Source organism: Abyssibacter profundi (assembly GCF_003151135.1).
GTDB classification, from domain to species: Bacteria; Pseudomonadota; Gammaproteobacteria; order Nevskiales; family OUC007; genus Abyssibacter; species Abyssibacter profundi.
Genome location: NZ_QEQK01000007.1, coordinates 234,866 through 252,423, shown reverse-complemented (window position 1 = coordinate 252,423; position 17,558 = coordinate 234,866). Strand labels below are relative to the sequence as shown.

The following is a 17,558-nucleotide window of genomic DNA, read 5'->3' as shown; positions in this document are numbered from 1 at the left end:
AGGTTCCGAGTCTCAATGCTCCGCCGAGGCTGGGAGCATCTACGAAAATCGAGTGCCCGGATACCCGCACCCGACCAAGCCCTCAGGCGACTCTGTTCGCTTGCAAGCCAAGCAGTTGCAACGCCATGAGATGTGGGGAATCCTCAGGGTCTGTCCCCTATTTTATGACGGCAGAAGTCCGCCGAGCGCCGCCCGGCGGACTTCGCTTTTAGATTAGCGCCTCGATCCCCTTGCGATCGACGAGGCTCAGTAGCTTCAGCGACGGCCCATTGGGCCGCTTGTCGCCCTGCTCCCACTTCTGCACCGTCGATACGCTGGTGTTCAGGTAGGCGGCGAAAACGGCCTGGCTGGCCTTGTTGCGTGAGCGGATGCGCTTGATCTGCGCAGCCGTGTACTGCTTCACCGGCGGCAGGCACAGCGCATCGAATTTGCGCATCGTTTTCTGACCCACGACACCGGCCTCGTGCATGCCACGGACCGACTCGTGGACGACTTCCAGGATTGATTCATTCATCGCCCTTCACCTCATTCAGTTGCCCGGCCTTCAAGGCTTTGCTGATCTGATCCTCGGTATAGGCCAGCAGTTCCTTGGCGTACTCTTTCAGCGCTTTGAGTTCAGCGTCATTGATGTTGCCGCGGTCACTCTTGGCGAAGCCATAGACGAAAAACGCACGATCGCCGCTGCGATAAGCCAGCAGCGTTCGCCAGCCTCCGCTCTTGCCTTCGCCGGCTTTGGGCACACGCTTTTTGATGACGTGGCCACCCAAGTCGGCATCGATCTGCCCGGCTTCTATCTCGACGATGGCCTGCCAAAGCGAGGCTTGTTCAAGGCCCTCCTTGCGTGCCCAGCGAGCAAACGATTTCAGCGTAAAAGCGCGCATGTCATGTCCATAGCCCGGAGGCATTCTATATCACTAAGTGGCGTAGTTCGAGTGCTTTCATTTTTAGCCGCCGCCGCGCAGCGGCCCACGGCAGCGGCTAAAGGAAAAAGCCAGGGGCGGCAGCGCCGCCCCCGTTGTTGCCGGCATCAGCCCTCGATCTCCGCCCGCAGGCTCTCCCAGTGCACCTCCAGAAACCGCAGCAAGAAGTGGTCCCACTTGATTGGACAAGTATTTCACTGAGATAAGTGAATGCCTGCGTGGTCATGCTGCCAGCGTTGCCGGTAGCGAGTTGAAGTTGCACTTGTTTCCTGAGCCTACGCTGTTTCGGTGGGACCTCGAACCCGAGATGGTGGGCAGGATTCGCAAGACGACGAATGGGCACTATGCGCTGGGTAGCGAACGATTCGCAGAGGAAGTGGCGTTGATGCTGGCTCGGCGCGTCACACCTGGGAAATCGGGCAGGCCCCGTAAGCCGGAAGTTGGCCGGAATGAGAGTTTGTTCTAGAAATCGTGGTCTGTCCCTTATATTCCTGACCTACGACGGCAATGGTGCATTGAAGACGGATGCTGATCGCACGTTTACGTGGACCAGTTTCGGTAAGCCAAGCCAGATCAATAGCTCAAACGGAACGGTCACGTTCAAGTACGGTGCCAATCGTCAGCGTTACTGGAAGGTCGATGATCCGATCTCAGGCGATCGCTCTGAGACGGTCTACATCGCTGGACTGTTCGAGCGGACGCGCACCTGGGCTTCTGACGGTAGTTTGAAGATTGTGCACACCCACCATGTGGGAGGAGGTGGACGCAACATCGGTTCGGTCATCATGACCAGCACCAACGGAGATGATGTCGCCGAATTCAAGCGAATGACGTACGCCCACACCGATGCGTTGGGTAATGTGGAAGTTGTCACCGACCAGCAGGGCCAGGCTTGGATTCAAGAATCAAGTGCAACATGATTGAGATAATCCGCCGTTGCTTGGTCGAAAAGCTCCTGCGGGGTCTGAAAGTCAAAAGGTTTCCTTGGCCGGGTGTTCAGTAGCCACGCGACGTCGTTCAGGCGGACCTGGCTCACACCTGACAGGTCGGTGCCCTTCGGGAATCACTGCCGTAGCAGGCCGTTGATGTTCTCGTTGCTGCCTCGCTGCCACGGGGCGTGCGGATCTGCAAAGTAGATAGCCATCTTCAGGTGCTTGCTCATCTGCGGATGCTCCGCCACCACGTTTGCCCTGGTCAGCCTGAGACCAACGAATCTTCCGTACGCCTCCTGAAGCCGGACCAGCCCAACCCGGCTGTCTAACCGTCTGGCCGCCGGGCGACTGGCCCAGTCCACGGGTTTACACTGGGGGCGTCGCGCGACTCGCTACAAACCAACGATAACCCCGAGCGCGCTGGTGTCGACGAGGAGAACCGATGGAAGAGAGCAACGTGCTGGTGGAAGTTTTTCTGCCGGTGATTCTGCTGCTGATCATGTTCGGTATGGGCATGACGCTTACGCCGCGAGACTTTGCCAACCTGCGTAAGTACCCACGCGCCGTGGGTGCGGGGTTGATCGGTCAGCTCGTGCTGCTGCCGGCGGTCGGCTTTGCACTGGCCGGATTGTGGGGGCTCACCCCGGCGCTGGCGGTCGGTCTGATCGTGCTCACCGCTTGCCCTGGCGGGACCACATCCAACGTGGTGTCGTTTCTGGCGCGAGGGGACGTTCCGTTGTCGGTGGCGTTGACCGCGTTCAACAGCTGCATCGTGGTGTTTACGATTCCGCTGTACGCCGGACTGGCGATGGACGTGTATTCCGGTGAGGCGGTGGATGTGCCGCTGCCAGTGGCCCGCATGATCGTCCAGGTGTTCATGTTCACGATTGTTCCTATCGGGCTGGGCATGACGCTGCGCGCCTTGGCACCGGCTTTTTGCAAGCGCATCGGCCCGGCCTACGATCGCTTCGCCGCGCTGGGCTTTCTGTTCATCCTGCTGGCGATCGTGTGGGAATCGCGGGAAAACATCCTGGCGATGGCTGCCGTGGTCGGGGGCGTCACTGCGGTGCTGGCCGTGATCATGACTGCAATTGGATTGCTATTGGGCGTGCTGCTGAGCGTGGGCACGCGTCAGGTCATCACGCTGGGCATTGAGGTGGGCATTCAGAACACCTTGCTGGGCATGGTGGTGGCCGGCACGGTGTTGAATGGCGTCCGCGGGCTGGACGGCGAGATCATGTACATGCCCGCAGCCGTCTATGGGTTGCTGATGTTTCTTCCGGCGCTGGGCATCATCTTCTATGGGCGACGACGCTTCGGCACGGCACTGGAAGCAGCCGGCTAATGCCCCCCTCACCCCAGGCGCATAGCCAGAAGAACGAGTTGGTTCATCTGGCCTAGAACGGCCTGCGCTGCAGGCCTTCGGCCGGAAAGAACTCGGGCCCGCAAAGCGTTTCGCTCAGCCAGACGCCACGGGCATCGACGCGGCTGCGAAAGCCCGTTTCGGTGGTTGGTGGGCTCTGGGCGTTGGCGACGGCTCGGGGGCTGAGCACCGCCAGGTTGGTGGCCTGCGGGGCACAGGTGCGGGCGCTGGGATAGCGAATCACCTCGACGCCGGCTCCCCGTGCGTCGGTGCCAAAAGCCTGGCTGGCCTGCCAGCTGTCCGGGGCACTGAGCCGCTCGGAATCAGGTTGCCGGCGGGTGTCGGTGGCCTGTTGTGTGGCCACGGCGACGCGAATGACGGTGTGAGACCGCCGGATCGGGGTGGGCGGCGGTTCGGCCATGCCAGCGTAGAACTGGTAATCGTAAAACGCCATTTCTGCGACCAGCGCAGAACGTTGCTCGCTGAGGTAGAGAATCCCTCGCGCCGTCGATGGGCCAAAGCGGCTGCCATAGGGCAGGGGCGGGTAGCGAAATGCGGAACGCAGCAGCCAGTGCATCTGGGCGACATCTGGCGGCAGGGCAGGCTTGGCTGCATCCAGGAGCGCTTCCAGCCGGTGTTGTTCCTCCGCGGTGTCCACGAATTCTGTCGTGGCGATCAGGCTTTGAGATTCCACATAGCGCAGCGCCGAGCCGCGTAGCGGTTCGAGGGGGAAGTCGCGCGTCACAGCTTGCCGCGCATGGCATCCAGGTAGGTGACAGAGCGGACCAGCCCATCGACCGATTGCATCAAAGTCTTCGGCACTTGGTCGCCCAGGTGCAGGTTGCGAGTGCGCATCCAGTGACGGATGTGCGACCGACTGCCGCCGGTCAGCGCAGATAGGCTGCGTTGTGAGCGCAGGAACAACAGCGCCAGCTCCGCCTGCTTGCCACTGAGCTCAGCCGTGCTGCGCGAGAGTGTCTCCCGCCGGCAGCCGATGATCGCGGCAAGTTCTCGCATTGATAAGCCGGCCTGGGTCGCCGCGTTGCGCGCGGCCTTTTTGATCAGTGCGGCGTCATCGATGTGCGGGGCTTTGGCAGCTGTCTGCATGTCGGGCCTCCAAGTGCGATTGGTCACATCTTATCGAAGATAGTGATGATTCGCACTTTATGGACGGTGGTCTCGGGCCGGCGGTTTTGCCCAAGCATGGCAAGCCTGCGGGTTGCTAGAGTCTGTCGCCCAACAACAAGATCAATGGGGAGACCATAAGTCGACGTTTCTTGCAGATGCTGTCGGTGTTATCGCTCGCAGCCGGCTTGCAGGCCTGCACAGGTGATGCAGATTCGACATCGCCATCCCCCGCGCCTGGGGAAGTCAGCGAGGTGTATGCGGATCTCAATGACTGGCTGTGCCACCCCCAACTCGATAGCCAGGACGACGCCTGTATGGGCGCGCTGGATACCCGGGTTGTGGCGGCCGATGGCACGGCAACCATCGAAACCGTGGCCTTGACGCCCGAGTTCGAGGTCGACTGCTTCTATGTGTACCCGACGACCAGTGCCGACCCCGGAGCCAACGCCGACCGCATGCCAGATGTGCAGGAACGGCAAACCACCTTGCTGCAGGCCGGTCGCTACCGGGATACCTGTCGGATGTTCGCGCCGGTGTATCGGCAGCGCAGCCTGACCGCGCTGGCGGTCTCGGGGCGGACCGATGTGGTGTATTCGCCGGAGGCCATCGAGGCTGCCAATGAAGTGGCCTATGGCGACGTGCGCGAGGCCTTTTTGCACTACATCGCCACCGCAAACGAGGGGCGCGGCTTTGTGTTGATCGGTCACTCCCAGGGCGCGCGGCTACTGGCCCGGCTAATCGCCGAGGTGGTCGAGACCACGCCTGCGCTGGCCGCCCGTCTGGTGGCGGCCCACATTCCCGGCACCACGCTGGCGCAGCCCGTGGGAGCGGATGTGGGCGGCAGTTTTCGCAGCACCCCGGTTTGTCGCCACGCCACGCAAACCGGCTGTGTGGTCGCCTACGCCAGTTACCGCGCCGATGATCCCGCACTGGCGAACCCCCGGTTCGGCTTGGTGACCGAGCCAGGCATGCAGGCGATTTGTGTACACCCGGCGGCGTTGTCTGGCGGGCGGGCCGGCTTGCAGGCGCGGCTGCCATTCGTGTTGCCGCCGGTGTTCCAGGCGCTGCTTAGGCCCCGCGGCAGCGGCGGGCCTTATGCCAACCGGGCGGACAATGTTGCGGCGATGGTCGAGACACCGTTCTTCGCGGTCCCGGGGCAGATCGACGGTGCCTGCCGCGTGCATCCCGACAGCGGGGCCCATTATCTGGAGGTGCGGATTGACGCCGACCCGCAAGACCCACGCGCCGACGATTATCCCGGCGAGTTTTTCGGGGGTGATAACTGGGGGTTGCATCTGGCCGATGTGAACCTGGCGCAGGCCGACCTCGTGGCTCTGGCCCGCAGCCAGGCGCGGCAGTACCTGACAGCGCAAGCTCGGTAGGCCGCCAGTGGCAACTGGCCCCGCCCCGGTCCTGCTGGTGGATGCACTCAACGTGGCGTACTGGTGTGGGGCGCCGCCCACGCTGCGGCTTCCCCTGGGCTTGGCCATCGGATTGCTGGGGCAGGGGTCTTGCGTGGGTTTGATCTTTGATGCCAGTGCGGGCTATCAGCTGCCGGCCAGTGAGCACACTGTGTTTACGCAGTTGCTGCAATCTCCGACATTGGCGTTGCAGGTGCCATCGGGGCACAGCGCCGATCGGGAGCTGTTAACGCAGGCCAAGGCCATGAAGGCCGCGGTGATCAGCCGGGATCGCTTTCGGCAACATCGGCGCAAGTTCCGGTCGATTGTCGGTTCGCCGACGCGCAGTCTCAGCGGCGGCGTGATGGGGGATCAGATTCACGTTCCGCAGTTGGGGCTGAGCTGCCCGCTGCCGGCCGACATCGAACAGGCCTGGGCTGCGTGGCGCGCACTTGGCGCCAAGCTGGAACAACAGGGCGCGCTGGATTCGCGTGGCGCTGATCCGGCGTAAGCCTGCTCACGGTCACGTTGCTTTGGTCTGCGCTTGCACCGACGCCATTCAATTCGTGATTCAGTCAGCCTGACCTGCGCGGCGGTACTGCGCCATGAAACGCCGGTCGATGCGGTTTTTCAGCCAGGCGCTAAAGCGCCCGCGCCACCAGAATCGCCACCACAACAACAGGCCTTGTCCATTGCCCAGGTTGAGAATGGCCAACCAGCGCCGTTGCGGTTGGTACGGCCGCAGGGGCCGTTGCTGCAGGCTGGCCAGCAGATTGTGATGGATTACCTCGGCGGCCTTGACGCCGAACACGCCCAGCTTGGGTAGCGCCCGGGGCTGATAATCGGCGCAATCGCCGGCGGCAAAGACGCGGGGATCGGCGATGCTTTGCATGGTGGGGCCCACCTTGAGCCCCTGTGGGCCGGCGGGCAGACCCAGTGTTCGGGTGAGCGCCTTGGCCTGCAGACCCACTGCCATGACGACATGCGCGGCCGGCAACACCTCGCCCGAGGCCAGCTCAACGCCGGTTTGCGTGATGCGCCTGGCCTCGGCGGAAAGCCGCAGCGCCACGGGGTAGTCATCCAATGCGGCCTGCAGTCTGCGTGCGGCCCCGGCTGGGGCCGACGTCAGCAGGCGGGATGACCGGGACACCAGCGTGACCTGGGGCGCGACATCGCAACGCCTGGCCAACCCGGCCAAGTTGGCGGCGATCTCGCTACCGGTCGCGCCCCCGCCGATGATCACCACAGGCGGCATGGAGGCTTGATCCCGCATGGCGGCTTCCAGCGATAGGCGCAGCGAGTACAGCGGTGGGATCGGCTTGACGGGCCAAATCTGCGGCCCGTTGTCTGCTGTCGGCAGGGACTCGGTGTCGACCTCGCTACCCACGTTCAACGACAGCCAGTCGTAGTCCAGCGTCCGGCCGCTGGCCAGGGTGATGCGACGGCTGTCGGGGCAGATGCGGGTGACGGCCTCACGGATGAACGCACCGCCCGAGGCCTGCATCAACGCGTTTGGGTCGATGCGGTCCTCGTCGGGGCTGAATTCTCCCCCCAGCAGACCTGTGGCCATGCCGGAGTACCAGAACTCGCCGGGGTCGATGAGCAGCAGCCGGGCGCCCGCATCGCGATAGGCCTGGGCGCGCGCTGCAATATGCAGGTGGGCGTGGCCTGCGCCGACCAGCACGATGGTGGGCTGCCGGGCGCTGGTCGTCATCGGCCTAGTCGTCATGCTCGATGGGTAGCCCAGTCTTGCGCAGCTCCTCAAAGCCGGCTTCCGACGCAATCGCGCCCGCATAGCCCATTTGCTTCAGTGTGGCGGCAGCCAGCGCGGCACGGCTGCCCGCCGAGCAGTAGGTGACGAGACGGGCATCGTGATCGTCGGTGACGTCGCCAATGCTGAACTCCAGCGTGCCCCGGGGCACGGCGTGGGCGCCGCGAATCTGGCCGGAGGCGGTTTCCGTGGGTTCACGCACGTCGATCAGGATGGCACCTTCCCGGTGCAGCTTGGCGACCTCCTCCGGGCTTAATGTGCCGGCCAAGCCTTTGGCGCGGCGCACCAACTCACGGGCTGAATAGGCGGGTTGGGTCATCAGGTCCTCCAGGTCGGATCAGGTGCAACCTGCCCTCGGGGCGACGGCCGCACTTGGCATCCGACCGAAGCGGCGGCGGAGTGTTCCGCAGACGGCGGCGGACGTTAGTTCGGTGGTGTCCCGGCACCGGGTTGCTGTGTCTTCACGCCGGCAGCCCGCAGCGTGTCGAATCCTCCCGGCTTGAGAACTGAGATCCTGGAGAATCCCGCTGCCCGCAGGGTTTCGGCGGCGCGGCTGGCCCGGCCACCGGCTGCGCAATACAGCAATACGGGTGCATCGGGGTCCAGCTTGAGCTGGGGTAGCGTGCTGGACATTGCGTCGACCGGCACATGCTGGGCACCGGCGACATGGCCGGCGGCCCATTCCGCCTCGCTGCGCACATCGATTGTGGTGACACCGCGGGCAATCGCATCGGCGGCCTGTTGGGTGCCGAGCTGTTGGACGCTCGCGGGCGTATCCGAGGCCGAGCCACAGGCCGTGCACAGGATCAAGCCAGCCAGCAGAGCGGCCCAGTATCTGAGTCGTCGGGTTGCCATCATGCTTGTCTGTCCTCCGTTTGCGGGGGGCGGCGCTGCCACCAGCGCCAGAGTCCGATCAGGCTAATCGCCAGCCAGAAGCATTCGATGATCATCGACGACAGGTTGAAGTCGAAGCTCAGCGAAATCATTAGCGCCAGCGCGCCCAGGCCGTTGATCAGGCTATAGGCTAGGCCGCGGCTGTCCAGCCGGTCCATTTGCAGCGCGAAATAGCTGCCGACGATGCACAGCACACCGAGATTGCCGACAAAGTCGTACCAGGCGTAGTCGAAAGCCACGGTCAACCCGGGTTAGAAGCCGCCGCGCAACCGCAGGCCGATGCTGCCGGCGTCGAAGCGAAAGCCGTTCACCTCGTAGTCGATCTGCGTGTAGGACAAGGCAAACCAACGCCAGGCGGCGTCGAGTTTCAGGCCGGTGGCATCGTCGAAGGAAAAGTCGGGGAGAAACCCATCGCCATCAAAATCGATATCGCGATGGTGGACCACGCCAGCGGTGAGCTGCACCTCGCCGACAAAGGTGAAGGCCGAGGCTTCCAGCGTCCAGCGCTCCACGCCGAGGTCGGAATCGGCAGCCGAGGATTCGTTGAGCTTGTAGCCCAGCAGCCCCTGCAGCCCGAAGTCGGGGCGTAGCAGCCAGTAGCCGCCACCGGCGAGTAAGAGCCCGTCGCCGGCGGTGATGTCCTCGCGCTCGTTATTGTCCAGCGTCACGGTGACCAATTCGTCGCCGCCAAACTCGGCCGCCACCTCCGCGATCCAGCCAATGCGGCGCCGGTACGTCGGGCGTTCGGCGCGCCACGCGGGGTCGCCAAACACGACCGGCCTGCGGGTGGCCTGGGCATACCGGGTGGCCGCGTCGGGGTCGGCATCAGCGGAGCTAGCTGGTGGGGGCGTCGCCGGCCCGATGGTTTGCGCCGGCTGGCTGCGGGCTGGGGTCGCGGTGTTCGGTGCGGCGGGGGGCGGTTTGGCGCTCGCGGCGGATGCTCCGGTGCTATCAGGTTGGTTTGCGTGAGGTGTCTGCACGCGGGCTTCGATGAGCGTCCGGGTCTCCCGATCCAGCAGGCCATTTTGTGGCAGGCCGGCATCGGCCTTGAAGGCATTGAGGCCGGCTTCCAGTGCCTGATCGAACACGCCGTCGATCTCGCCCACGGCGTAACCGAGTTGCTGCAACTGTTCCTCGACAGTCTGGATGTACGGGGAACCCGCTGCGAAGGCGGCCCCGCCTAGCGGCACGAACAGGCTGGCGCGGAGCAGCGGTACAAGACGAACGCGGATCATTGGATGCGTATCCGGAGCAGATCGGGCCCGCATGCTACAGCGGAACCGTCATGCCCTGCCGCGCCAGTCCAGCGAATTCTGCGTTGACCCGGTCCTCGAACTGCGCGTAGTGGTCGTCGTAGCTCATCAGGTACAGCCGCTTGCGTAGCGATGCCGGGTAGACATCGAGCAACTCCTCCAAGGAAGCGTGCACCGGATTACCGGTTTGAAAGGTCACGTCATGAAAGCCGATGGTGAAGTCCAAATCGGCCAGACCGGGAATGGGCCGCGTATCACTGGTGAACAACACCCGATCCTCCAACAACAGGCCGCGGCACAGCTTGCCGGGCGTGTGATGGGTTTCGATGAGCTGCGCATTGATCTGCGGTGTGCGAAGCTGCTCTCCGGTCACGTAGCGCACATCAAAGTAGTCCCCCAGCTGCTGCGCCCCCTCGGAATTGCCGCCCATTGAGCCCTGCAGCGTGTGGGTCCATAGCTCGTCCTCGAGCGCGGGCAGCAGGTGCAGCGGAATGCGGCGATTCAGACCAAAGCGGGATTCGTAGCCGATGCGCTCCAAGCCGAACACGTGGTCGCCATGGACGTGGGTGATGAAAATACCGTCCACATCGGCGAAGCCGTGGCCCTGGGCCGCGAGCGCCGGCTTGATCGTCCAGCCGGCATCGATGAGGAACAACCGGCCCCGCTCACGAATCGCCGCGTTGGTGTTGAAATGGGTCAGCGATTCCGAGTGGCCGCAGCCCAGGATGAGCAGCTCACGCACGGGGCGGCATGGCGTCGGCGATGGCCTTGGCCGTGGCATCGAGGCGTCGTCGCTTCGCCGGCCGCTCGATGGCCGGCAGCATCAGGGTGCCCAGGTGCCACAGCATGCGGCTAAGGGTTTTGACCCAGTCGCCACGATACCGTGGGATCACGTGGATATGGACATGCGGCACGCTTTGGCTGGCGGCGCGGCCGTCATTCACCAGAAAATGCTGTCCTAGGCTGCCGAGGCCTGCTTGCTGCGCGCTGCCGATCTCCCGGGCCACCTGCCACAGGTGTGCGAGTTCTTCGGTGGTCAGTTCGGATAGGTGCTGGACGCTGCGCTTGGGGATGACCAGCGCATGGCCACGTGACACCGGGTTGATGTCCAGAAACGCCGCGCAGCGGTCATCCTGCCAGACAAAGCTTGCGGGCAGCTCGCCCGCCAGAATGCGCGCAAAAACGGTCAAGAGAGATCGGGGCTCGCCTGCATCCAGAGCATGCCGACCAGCATGGCCAGGCTACGCGCCAGCTGCACATGCGTGGTCGAAAAAGGAACATGGTTACCAATGCCGTTCTTGGCATTGACGAATTGCATGACGCCGAGCGGGCCGTGGCCGGCGAAGCTCACGGGAACGGCCAGAATCGACCGTGTCTCGTAGCCCATGCGCTGATCGAACTGGGCGACGCGTGAAGAATCGTAATTCGGTAACCGGGTCACATCAGAAACATTGACGACATCGTTGTCGGTGATGGCACGCGCGGCGATGGTGTCCCGGGAGGGCGCCCCATCGGCATCGAGCAGTGCAATCGGCGCAAACACGCCTTCCTCACCGAAATCGGTGACCGCCATCAGGCCCAGTGGCGTCGATTTGACGACGCGAAAACGCAGCTGGTCACCTTGGGTTCGGTACAGGCTGCAGCCGTCGACCCCCACCATGCGGCTGGCGCTGGTCACGATACGGCGCTCCATGCTCTGGGGCTCGAAGGCCTGGCCCATAGCGGCACAGAGCACGGTGAGTTCCCGCAACTGCTCACGTAGGGCTCGAAATGCCTGTTCGCTGGCGCTCACCGTTTCTGGACTCAAGATCTCCGGAAGGTCCCTGGGCGCTTTCACTGGCGTCTCCTTGCCAAGATGATGGCGTGCGTATGCCTCGCGCTAACGCAAACCATGCCACGAAATGTTACGTAAAGCATGTTCCCGACTATGCTTGCGCGCCCAGTGTTTGCGAATCAGGTGACAAAAGCATGTCGTATGCCACGCTGCCCGCCAGTCTTGATGAATTACCCGCCCAGGCCCGGGCGCTGGTCGCGGGCGAATCCAACCGCATTGCCAATCTGGCCAATGTCGCGGCACTGGTCTTCCATGCACTGGACGATGTGAATTGGGTGGGATTCTACCTGCGGGATGAAGTCTGCAACGAACTGGTCCTGGGTCCCTTTCAAGGCAAGCCGGCCTGTATCCGGATTCCCTGGGGGCGTGGTGTCTGCGGAACCGCGGCCGCCACGGCAACGGTGCAGCGCATTGCGGATGTCCATGCTTTTGAGGGGCACATTGCCTGTGATCCCGATTCGCGATCCGAGCTGGTGATCCCCTTGATCGATCAGGGGGACGTTGTTGGGGTATTCGATCTGGACAGCCCGACAATTGATCGTTTCAGTGAACGGGACGCGCAGGTGCTTGCGGCCGTGGCAGCGGTCCTGGATACTGCGGTGAAAACTGTCTAAAAATACAGCATGCTGACACGACGCCAAACCGAAGTGCTCGACTTCATCCGCCAGTTTGCCGAGTCTGAATCCATGCCGCCGACGCTGCATGAAATCGCGAAGGGCATGGGCTTTTCGTCAGACAACGCGGCCCGGGATCACGTGCGTGCCCTGGCCCGTAAGGGCGCCATCGATCTGGTGGAAGGGACTTCACGTGGCATTCGATTGCGGGATGCCGGTATTCCGTTGATTGGCCGCGTGGCGGCCGGCTCGCCGATTCTGGCTGCCGAAAATGTCGAAAAGCGCATCCAGACCCAGGGTGGCCTGTTCAACGAACAGCCGGATTATTTCCTGCGGGTGGTCGGCGAAAGCATGCGGGATGCCGGGATCATGGATGGTGACTTGCTGGCGGTGAAGAAAAGCCATGAGGCGCGCAATGGCCAGATCATCGTGGCTCGGCTGGATGAAGACGTGACGGTGAAGGAGTTCGAGCGACGAGGCCGACAAGTCCGGTTAATCGCACATAACCCCGAGTTCGCGCCCATTGAGGTCGATCTGGCCACCCAGCCACTGGCGATCGAAGGTCGCGCGGTCGGCGTTTTTCGCAGCTACTAGGGCGCAGCGACCGGGCAGCCGTTTGCGGCGTGCGCGGTCCGTGACCACCGCATCGATGACGCTGCTCGCCGCAGGCTGGTTTGAGTGTGTGAACTTGGCAGGGTGAATCGATCAATGTTTTCCTAGGCCGATGCGCTACTGCCCTCAATGTCGATCCGAACTGGCCACGGCCGAACGCGGTGGTATCGACCGCCTCGTCTGCCCTGACACCGATTGCGGTTTCATCCACTGGAATAACCCGGCGCCCGTCGTGGCGGCGGTGGTCGAATACCAGGGACAGGTCGTTCTGGCTCGCAACGCGGCCTGGCCCGACTGGATGTACGGTCTGATCACCGGCTTTCTCGAAGCCGGCGAGACGCCGGAGGACGGCATGCTCCGGGAGGTCAAGGAAGAGCTGGGTCTGGACGGGCGAATCGGTGGCCTGATCGGGGTGTACGAGTTCATCCGGCGCAACGAGGTGCTCATCGCCTACCACGTTGAGGCCGAGGGCACGGTCACCCTGGGTGAGGAATTATCCGACTGGAAAGCCGTGCCCCTGGAGCGCTGCAAGGTCTGGCCGTTCGGCACCGGGCTGGCACTGCGCGACTGGTTGCGGACCCGCGGGGTGGAGCCCCCGATGATGGAGCTGCCCGGCCGATGATGCCGGCGGTCCCCGAGCTTGCCACCGCCCGCCTCCGGATGCGGGGCTGGCGACCGGGGGACTTCGATGATTTCGCCGCTGTTTTCAGCGATGAGCAGCACTGCCGCTACATCGGCGCGTCCTGTACCCGCGAAGAAGCCTGGCGCCGGTTCGCCGTCACCGTCGGGCATTGGTGTCTGCGGGGTTTCGGCCCCTGGGCCGTGGAACGGCTGGATACGGGCGTGTTCGTCGGGTCCGTGGGGTTGTGGATGCCCGAGCGCTGGCCCGAGTTGGAGCTGGGCTACTGGCTGTCACCCGGTCAGCTGGGCCATGGCTTTGCGACCGAGGCGGCCGGCGCGGCACGCGATCATGCCTATCGCGTGCTGAAGCGCGGGCGCCTGGTGAGCTTCATCCATCCGGACAACCTGGCCTCGCAGGCCGTGGCCGCCCGCCTTGGTGCCGTCATCGAGGACACCACCGTGCTCAAGGGGATTCCCTGCCAGCGGTGGCGACACCCTGAACCCGACTGAGGCGACGCGGTTCGCGCTTTAGTCCTCCAGTTGGGGGACGCCCTGAGCAGGGTTGTGAACCGCTGCACGTTTTCCTCCGCGCCAAGCCTGAACCATCAAGTCTGGCGCGAGGTTCGGTGGACTGCTCAAGGCATTGGCCCCTCCCGCGCCGTCGATACATTCGGGGAGCAAAGGGAGTTCTCATGACCAAGACACAATATTTACTAAGCCTGGCTGTCGCCGGGGCGCTGACGCTGGGTGGCTGTTCATCCGGCGATGATGATGAAGACGGCGGCGGCGACGATCCGCCAGTGATGGCCGCTGCCTGCGCAGATGGCGTGGACAATGACAACGATGGGCTGATCGATCTGGCCGATGCCGGCTGTAGTGATGCAGCAGACGATGACGAAACCGACCCGGCCACGGCTGTCGGGTCGGTGGTCGGCACGATCTCGGATACCACCACCGGTGCCCTCATTCCGTCCGCGCAGGTTCGGATCGGTGATGTGACGGGGGCCACCGACGCGAACGGCGAGTACCAGCTCAACAATGTACCGGTGGGCGAGCGCGTAATGCTGGACGTCTCGGCGGCGGGCTACGAGACCAACATGCGCGTGGTCGACATCCTGGAGGGACAGACATCCATGGTCTCGGCCTCGCTGCTGCCAGTGGGCACCATGGAGATGGTCGACCCGGCGGCCGGAGGCAATGTCAGCATCGCCGGCTCAACCGCCATGGTGATGTTCGATGCCGGCGAGATCGACAGCACGGCGAGCGAAGTCATGGTCACGTTGACCGATGTCGACCCGGGTGCGTCTCCGGACAACATGCCGGGTGATTTCATGGGCATGGATGGCGGCGAGATGACCATGATCGAATCGCTGGGGGCGATTTCCGTCAACATCATGGATGACAGCGGGAATGAGGTGCCCTTGAGCAATGGCTCCATGGCGACCATTCGCATTCCGCTGAGCAGCCGCAACGCCAATCCCGATCCGACCATTCCGTTGTGGGCCTTTGACGAATCTACCGGCCTGTGGATGCGCGAGGGTTCCGCCCAGCTGGTCACCGAGAACGGTGAGAGCTACTACCAGGGCGAGGTGGCCCATTTCAGCTACTGGAACGCTGACAAGCGACTGGAAACCATCACGCTCACCGGTTGTGTTGTTGATGCTCAGGGCGAGCGGGTTTCGGGTGTGCGGATTAAATCCTCCGGCGTGGACTATACGGGTACCTCCCGCGCACGCAGCGACAGCAATGGCGAGTTCCGGATCCAGGTCCGGCGTGAGTCGCAGCTGACCCTGCGCGGCGAGTCGGGTCAGGCGGTGACGAACACCGCGGTGATCAATTCCGGCAGTGCCAACGCGGATATCACCGATAGCTGCCTGCGCTTCGGCGCCGACAACGAGCAGCCGTTCACGATTCAGCTGACCTGGGGCGAGAGTCCTCGCGACCTGGATTCCTGGCTGTATCGCCCGGAAGGTGGCCATATTTCGTACACCAACCGGGGCGACCTGGAGTCCGAGCCCTTCGCCAATCTCGATGTGGATGACGTCAGCAGCTTCGGACCCGAGGTGATTACCGTCGTGCGGCCGCGGGTCGGGACTTACCGCTATTTCGTGGACAACTTCTCCGAGGTGGAGCCGGGCATTAGCGGCTCACCGGCGCGTGTGGAGCTGACGGTGAACGGCAATACCCGGGTGTTCACACCGCCGGCGGGTGAGCAGGCCGGTTCCACGAACTACTGGTCGGTGTTCGACATCACCATCGCTTCCGACTGTTCGGCCACGGTGACGCCGCTGACCGGCGACGTGTGGAGCACCGCGCCGCCAGAGCGCCCGGCGACGCCGGACGAGAGCATTCCCTACTGCGCCGCGCCTGCCGCAATTCGCTAGTCCGGGGAGTCGTAACAAGCGCCCGCGCCGGTTGTCGGTGCGGGCGTTTTTCGTTGGCCGGGTCTAGACCCGGCGCCGCGCTGCCTCGCGGACCAGCGCTTGGAACAAGCGCCGCTGAACACCGCGTTGGGGGATGTACTCCGGGTGCCATTGGGTGCCGAGCAGGAAGCCCCGGCCCGGCCGTTCGATGGCCTGCACGATGCCATCGAGATCGCGGCCCGATACCTTGAGTCCGCGGCCCAGGCGGCGCACGGCCTGGTGGTGAAGGCTGTTGATGCGCGTCTGCTGACGCCCGGTCAGCTTGGCCAGACGCGAGCCGCGCTGAATGTGCAGCGTCTTGCGCGGCAGAATGAGTCGCCGGTTACCGGTGTGCTTGCGAACAGGGCGGAGGTCGCCGATCAGGTCGCCGCCATGGACCACGTTGATCAGCTGCGCGCCTCGGCAAATGCCGAGCATGGGCAGACCCTCGCGTAGCGCCGCCTCGATGACCGCCATCTCGAAGCGGTCGCGGGCCGGGTCGTAATGCCCGGTGCCCGGGTCGTCCCCCGCGTAGAGCTTGGGATCAATGTCATCGCCGCCGCCGATGATCACGCCATCGAGTCGCCCCATGCGGGCCGAGCGGCCGGGTGTCAGTCGCACCGGCGTGCCGCCCGCCATGCGAACGGCCATGGCGCCGAACCACCAGCCCCAGGCCACACGCTTATCCGGTCCTGTGATGCCGATGACGGGGCGGCGATGACGGTTGCGGATTGTGCGTGCAGGTTGAGGCATGTCGGTTAGGGGATGGGCGTCAGCCATTGTTCGCAGTCGCGCGCCCAGACATCGAACAGCTTGGCGACGGGATCGTCCAGATGTTGTCGGTAGGCGTGCATGACCGCGTCGCGGCGGGCGTGATCCACGGCCAGGTGCTCCACCTGGAGCCAGTGCCGCCACGGCTCTTCCAGAGTCCAGCCGTCCTCGTCAATCAGGCAGTTCGGCAGGCGGTAGTGCAGTGCCGGGCGCGGCTTGACCAGGCGCGTGTCCACGCCCGCCTTGACCCGTTCCATATCCACCTCGGCAAACACGGGCAGCATGTCCAGTGCGCGGTTGCGGGTGGCGTTGTACTGCAGGTAGTCGTCGATGAGCTGATCCATGTCCGGGGCGTAGTCCGGTTCGGTGATCAGCCGGGCGTAATCGCTGCCGAAACGGTCGATGTAAGGCGTGATTCTGCGCGACCAATCCACCTTGGAGGCCTTGGCCAGCCAGGGGAACAAACAGACAAAAGCCTGCAGGTAAGCGAGCAGCGTGTCGGCCTGCGTGTCGGGCAGCTCGGGGTTGAGGTGTAGGCCGAAGGCGTAGATCGGCGAATCATGGGTGCCCCGGGCGCCGGCTTCGCGCAGGCGGGTCACCAGATCGTTCATCTGCTCCAGGTCGGACATGGGCAGCGGCGGCGTGACGATCTCGAAGGGCACGATCTGCTTGGCGATGGCGCCGATCACCTCGTCGGACAGGCGCTCCAGCGAGAACAGGCCCTGGTCATCGGGCTTGTCATCGTCTTCACGGCCCAGCCGTTTGACGTAACTGGAGTCCAGTTCGATGTGATAGGTGCCGTGAGGCGTGTCCTCGACATCGCACTCATAGGGCGAGATCGGGCTGATCGAACCGCCGACGGTATCGCGCAGGGTGCGGGCGATTTGTTCGATGCCCAGGCCGGAGAATTCGAGCTCGACGCCAATGCGTCGAATCTTGCCCGATTCGGTCTCGCGCACGGGTGGTCCCAGCCAGTCGGGCGGGGTCGGCTTGAACAGACGCTGGTAAAGGTGCTTGATCACGGTAGCCATGGTGCCATGCCG

General features: G+C 63.9%; 23 protein-coding genes. 9 read left to right on the top strand and 14 right to left on the bottom strand.

The window, feature by feature from the left end; all coding sequences use genetic code 11:
- Positions 1-208: 208 nt before the first annotated feature.
- Positions 209-514 carry a helix-turn-helix domain-containing protein gene (locus tag DEH80_RS09975; protein WP_109720339.1) on the bottom strand — a complete coding sequence of 102 codons (306 nt, stop codon included), beginning with the start codon at positions 512-514 and terminating at the stop codon, positions 209-211.
- On the bottom strand, positions 507-905 hold the full coding sequence (locus DEH80_RS09970; protein WP_243412785.1) for a type II toxin-antitoxin system RelE/ParE family toxin: 399 nt from the start codon (positions 903-905) through the stop codon (positions 507-509). The genes DEH80_RS09975 and DEH80_RS09970 overlap by 8 nt, the downstream gene beginning before the upstream one ends.
- 530 nt (positions 906-1,435) lie before the next feature.
- Between DEH80_RS09970 and DEH80_RS09965 the strand changes: the two genes are divergently transcribed.
- Positions 1,436-1,840, top strand: coding sequence for a hypothetical protein (locus DEH80_RS09965; protein WP_109720338.1), 405 nt, complete (start codon positions 1,436-1,438; stop codon positions 1,838-1,840).
- A 454-nt stretch (positions 1,841-2,294) separates the two neighbouring features.
- The gene (locus DEH80_RS09955) at positions 2,295-3,197 is read left to right on the top strand and encodes a bile acid:sodium symporter family protein (protein WP_109720336.1); all 903 of its coding nucleotides are present in this window, start codon (positions 2,295-2,297) and stop codon (positions 3,195-3,197) included.
- Positions 3,198-3,249: 52 nt separating this feature from the next.
- Here DEH80_RS09955 and DEH80_RS09950 read toward each other — a convergent pair whose 3' ends face one another.
- Positions 3,250-3,960: an RES family NAD+ phosphorylase gene (locus DEH80_RS09950; protein WP_109720335.1), complete on the bottom strand. Its 711-nt coding sequence runs from the start codon at positions 3,958-3,960 to the stop codon at positions 3,250-3,252.
- Positions 3,957-4,322 (bottom strand): MbcA/ParS/Xre antitoxin family protein, encoded by a 366-nt coding sequence (locus tag DEH80_RS09945; protein ID WP_109720334.1) that lies wholly within the window; start codon positions 4,320-4,322, stop codon positions 3,957-3,959. The genes DEH80_RS09950 and DEH80_RS09945 overlap by 4 nt, the downstream gene beginning before the upstream one ends.
- A 176-nt stretch (positions 4,323-4,498) precedes the next feature.
- On the opposite strand from DEH80_RS09945, the gene DEH80_RS09940 reads away from it, so the two are divergent.
- On the top strand, positions 4,499-5,725 hold the full coding sequence (locus DEH80_RS09940) for a DUF3089 domain-containing protein (RefSeq protein WP_109720333.1): 1,227 nt from the start codon (positions 4,499-4,501) through the stop codon (positions 5,723-5,725).
- A gap of 7 nt (positions 5,726-5,732) precedes the next feature.
- A complete protein-coding gene (locus DEH80_RS09935; protein WP_109720332.1) occupies positions 5,733-6,254 on the top strand; it encodes a hypothetical protein in 522 nt (173 codons plus the stop codon).
- Between the two features lie 60 nt (positions 6,255-6,314).
- On the opposite strand, the gene DEH80_RS09930 is transcribed toward DEH80_RS09935, so the two are convergent.
- The 8 genes from DEH80_RS09930 to DEH80_RS09895 all read right to left on the bottom strand — a co-directional run bounded on the left by DEH80_RS09930 (position 6,315) and on the right by DEH80_RS09895 (position 11,468).
- Positions 6,315-7,457, bottom strand: coding sequence for an NAD(P)/FAD-dependent oxidoreductase (locus tag DEH80_RS09930; protein WP_165831404.1), 1,143 nt, complete (start codon positions 7,455-7,457; stop codon positions 6,315-6,317).
- A gap of 4 nt (positions 7,458-7,461) precedes the next feature.
- Positions 7,462-7,833: a rhodanese-like domain-containing protein gene (locus DEH80_RS09925; RefSeq protein ID WP_207774552.1), complete on the bottom strand. Its 372-nt coding sequence runs from the start codon at positions 7,831-7,833 to the stop codon at positions 7,462-7,464.
- Between the two features lie 104 nt (positions 7,834-7,937).
- Entirely contained in the window at positions 7,938-8,372 is a 435-nt protein-coding gene (locus tag DEH80_RS09920) for a rhodanese-like domain-containing protein (protein ID WP_109720330.1), read from the bottom strand.
- Positions 8,369-8,647 (bottom strand): CBU_0592 family membrane protein, encoded by a 279-nt coding sequence (locus tag DEH80_RS09915; protein WP_207774551.1) that lies wholly within the window; start codon positions 8,645-8,647, stop codon positions 8,369-8,371. Before DEH80_RS09915 ends, DEH80_RS09920 begins: the two co-directional genes overlap by 4 nt.
- Positions 8,648-8,659: 12 nt before the next feature.
- Complete coding sequence (locus DEH80_RS09910) at positions 8,660-9,643, bottom strand: peptidoglycan-binding domain-containing protein (protein ID WP_165831403.1); 984 nt, start codon at positions 9,641-9,643, stop codon at positions 8,660-8,662.
- A 34-nt stretch (positions 9,644-9,677) separates the two neighbouring features.
- A complete protein-coding gene (locus DEH80_RS09905; protein WP_207774550.1) occupies positions 9,678-10,403 on the bottom strand; it encodes an MBL fold metallo-hydrolase in 726 nt (241 codons plus the stop codon).
- Positions 10,396-10,851, bottom strand: a complete 456-nt coding sequence (locus DEH80_RS09900) for an HIT family protein (protein WP_165831402.1) — start codon at positions 10,849-10,851, stop codon at positions 10,396-10,398. The genes DEH80_RS09905 and DEH80_RS09900 overlap by 8 nt, the downstream gene beginning before the upstream one ends.
- The gene (locus DEH80_RS09895) at positions 10,848-11,468 is read right to left on the bottom strand and encodes a GAF domain-containing protein (RefSeq protein ID WP_165831401.1); all 621 of its coding nucleotides are present in this window, start codon (positions 11,466-11,468) and stop codon (positions 10,848-10,850) included. Before DEH80_RS09895 ends, DEH80_RS09900 begins: the two co-directional genes overlap by 4 nt.
- A gap of 161 nt (positions 11,469-11,629) precedes the next feature.
- On the opposite strand from DEH80_RS09895, the gene DEH80_RS09890 reads away from it, so the two are divergent.
- From DEH80_RS09890 to DEH80_RS09870, 5 genes are all read left to right on the top strand, one after another.
- On the top strand, positions 11,630-12,109 hold the full coding sequence (locus tag DEH80_RS09890) for a free L-methionine (R)-S-oxide reductase MsrC (RefSeq protein WP_109720324.1): 480 nt from the start codon (positions 11,630-11,632) through the stop codon (positions 12,107-12,109).
- A gap of 9 nt (positions 12,110-12,118) precedes the next feature.
- A complete protein-coding gene (lexA, locus tag DEH80_RS09885) occupies positions 12,119-12,703 on the top strand; it encodes a transcriptional repressor LexA (protein ID WP_109720323.1) in 585 nt (194 codons plus the stop codon).
- Between the two features lie 130 nt (positions 12,704-12,833).
- On the top strand, positions 12,834-13,343 hold the full coding sequence (locus DEH80_RS09880; RefSeq protein ID WP_109720322.1) for an NUDIX domain-containing protein: 510 nt from the start codon (positions 12,834-12,836) through the stop codon (positions 13,341-13,343).
- Positions 13,340-13,852 (top strand): GNAT family N-acetyltransferase, encoded by a 513-nt coding sequence (locus DEH80_RS09875; RefSeq protein WP_109720321.1) that lies wholly within the window; start codon positions 13,340-13,342, stop codon positions 13,850-13,852. Before DEH80_RS09880 ends, DEH80_RS09875 begins: the two co-directional genes overlap by 4 nt.
- A gap of 182 nt (positions 13,853-14,034) precedes the next feature.
- Positions 14,035-15,726, top strand: a complete 1,692-nt coding sequence (locus DEH80_RS09870) for an astroprincin family protein (RefSeq protein ID WP_109720320.1) — start codon at positions 14,035-14,037, stop codon at positions 15,724-15,726.
- A gap of 63 nt (positions 15,727-15,789) precedes the next feature.
- Here the strand turns inward: DEH80_RS09870 and DEH80_RS09865 are convergent, their stop codons facing one another.
- Together DEH80_RS09865 and DEH80_RS09860 are read right to left on the bottom strand one after the other, a co-directional pair.
- A complete protein-coding gene (locus DEH80_RS09865) occupies positions 15,790-16,524 on the bottom strand; it encodes a gamma-glutamyl-gamma-aminobutyrate hydrolase family protein (protein ID WP_243412784.1) in 735 nt (244 codons plus the stop codon).
- Entirely contained in the window at positions 16,503-17,546 is a 1,044-nt protein-coding gene (locus DEH80_RS09860; RefSeq protein ID WP_109720318.1) for an amidoligase family protein, read from the bottom strand. Before DEH80_RS09860 ends, DEH80_RS09865 begins: the two co-directional genes overlap by 22 nt.
- Positions 17,547-17,558: the final 12 nt, after the last annotated feature.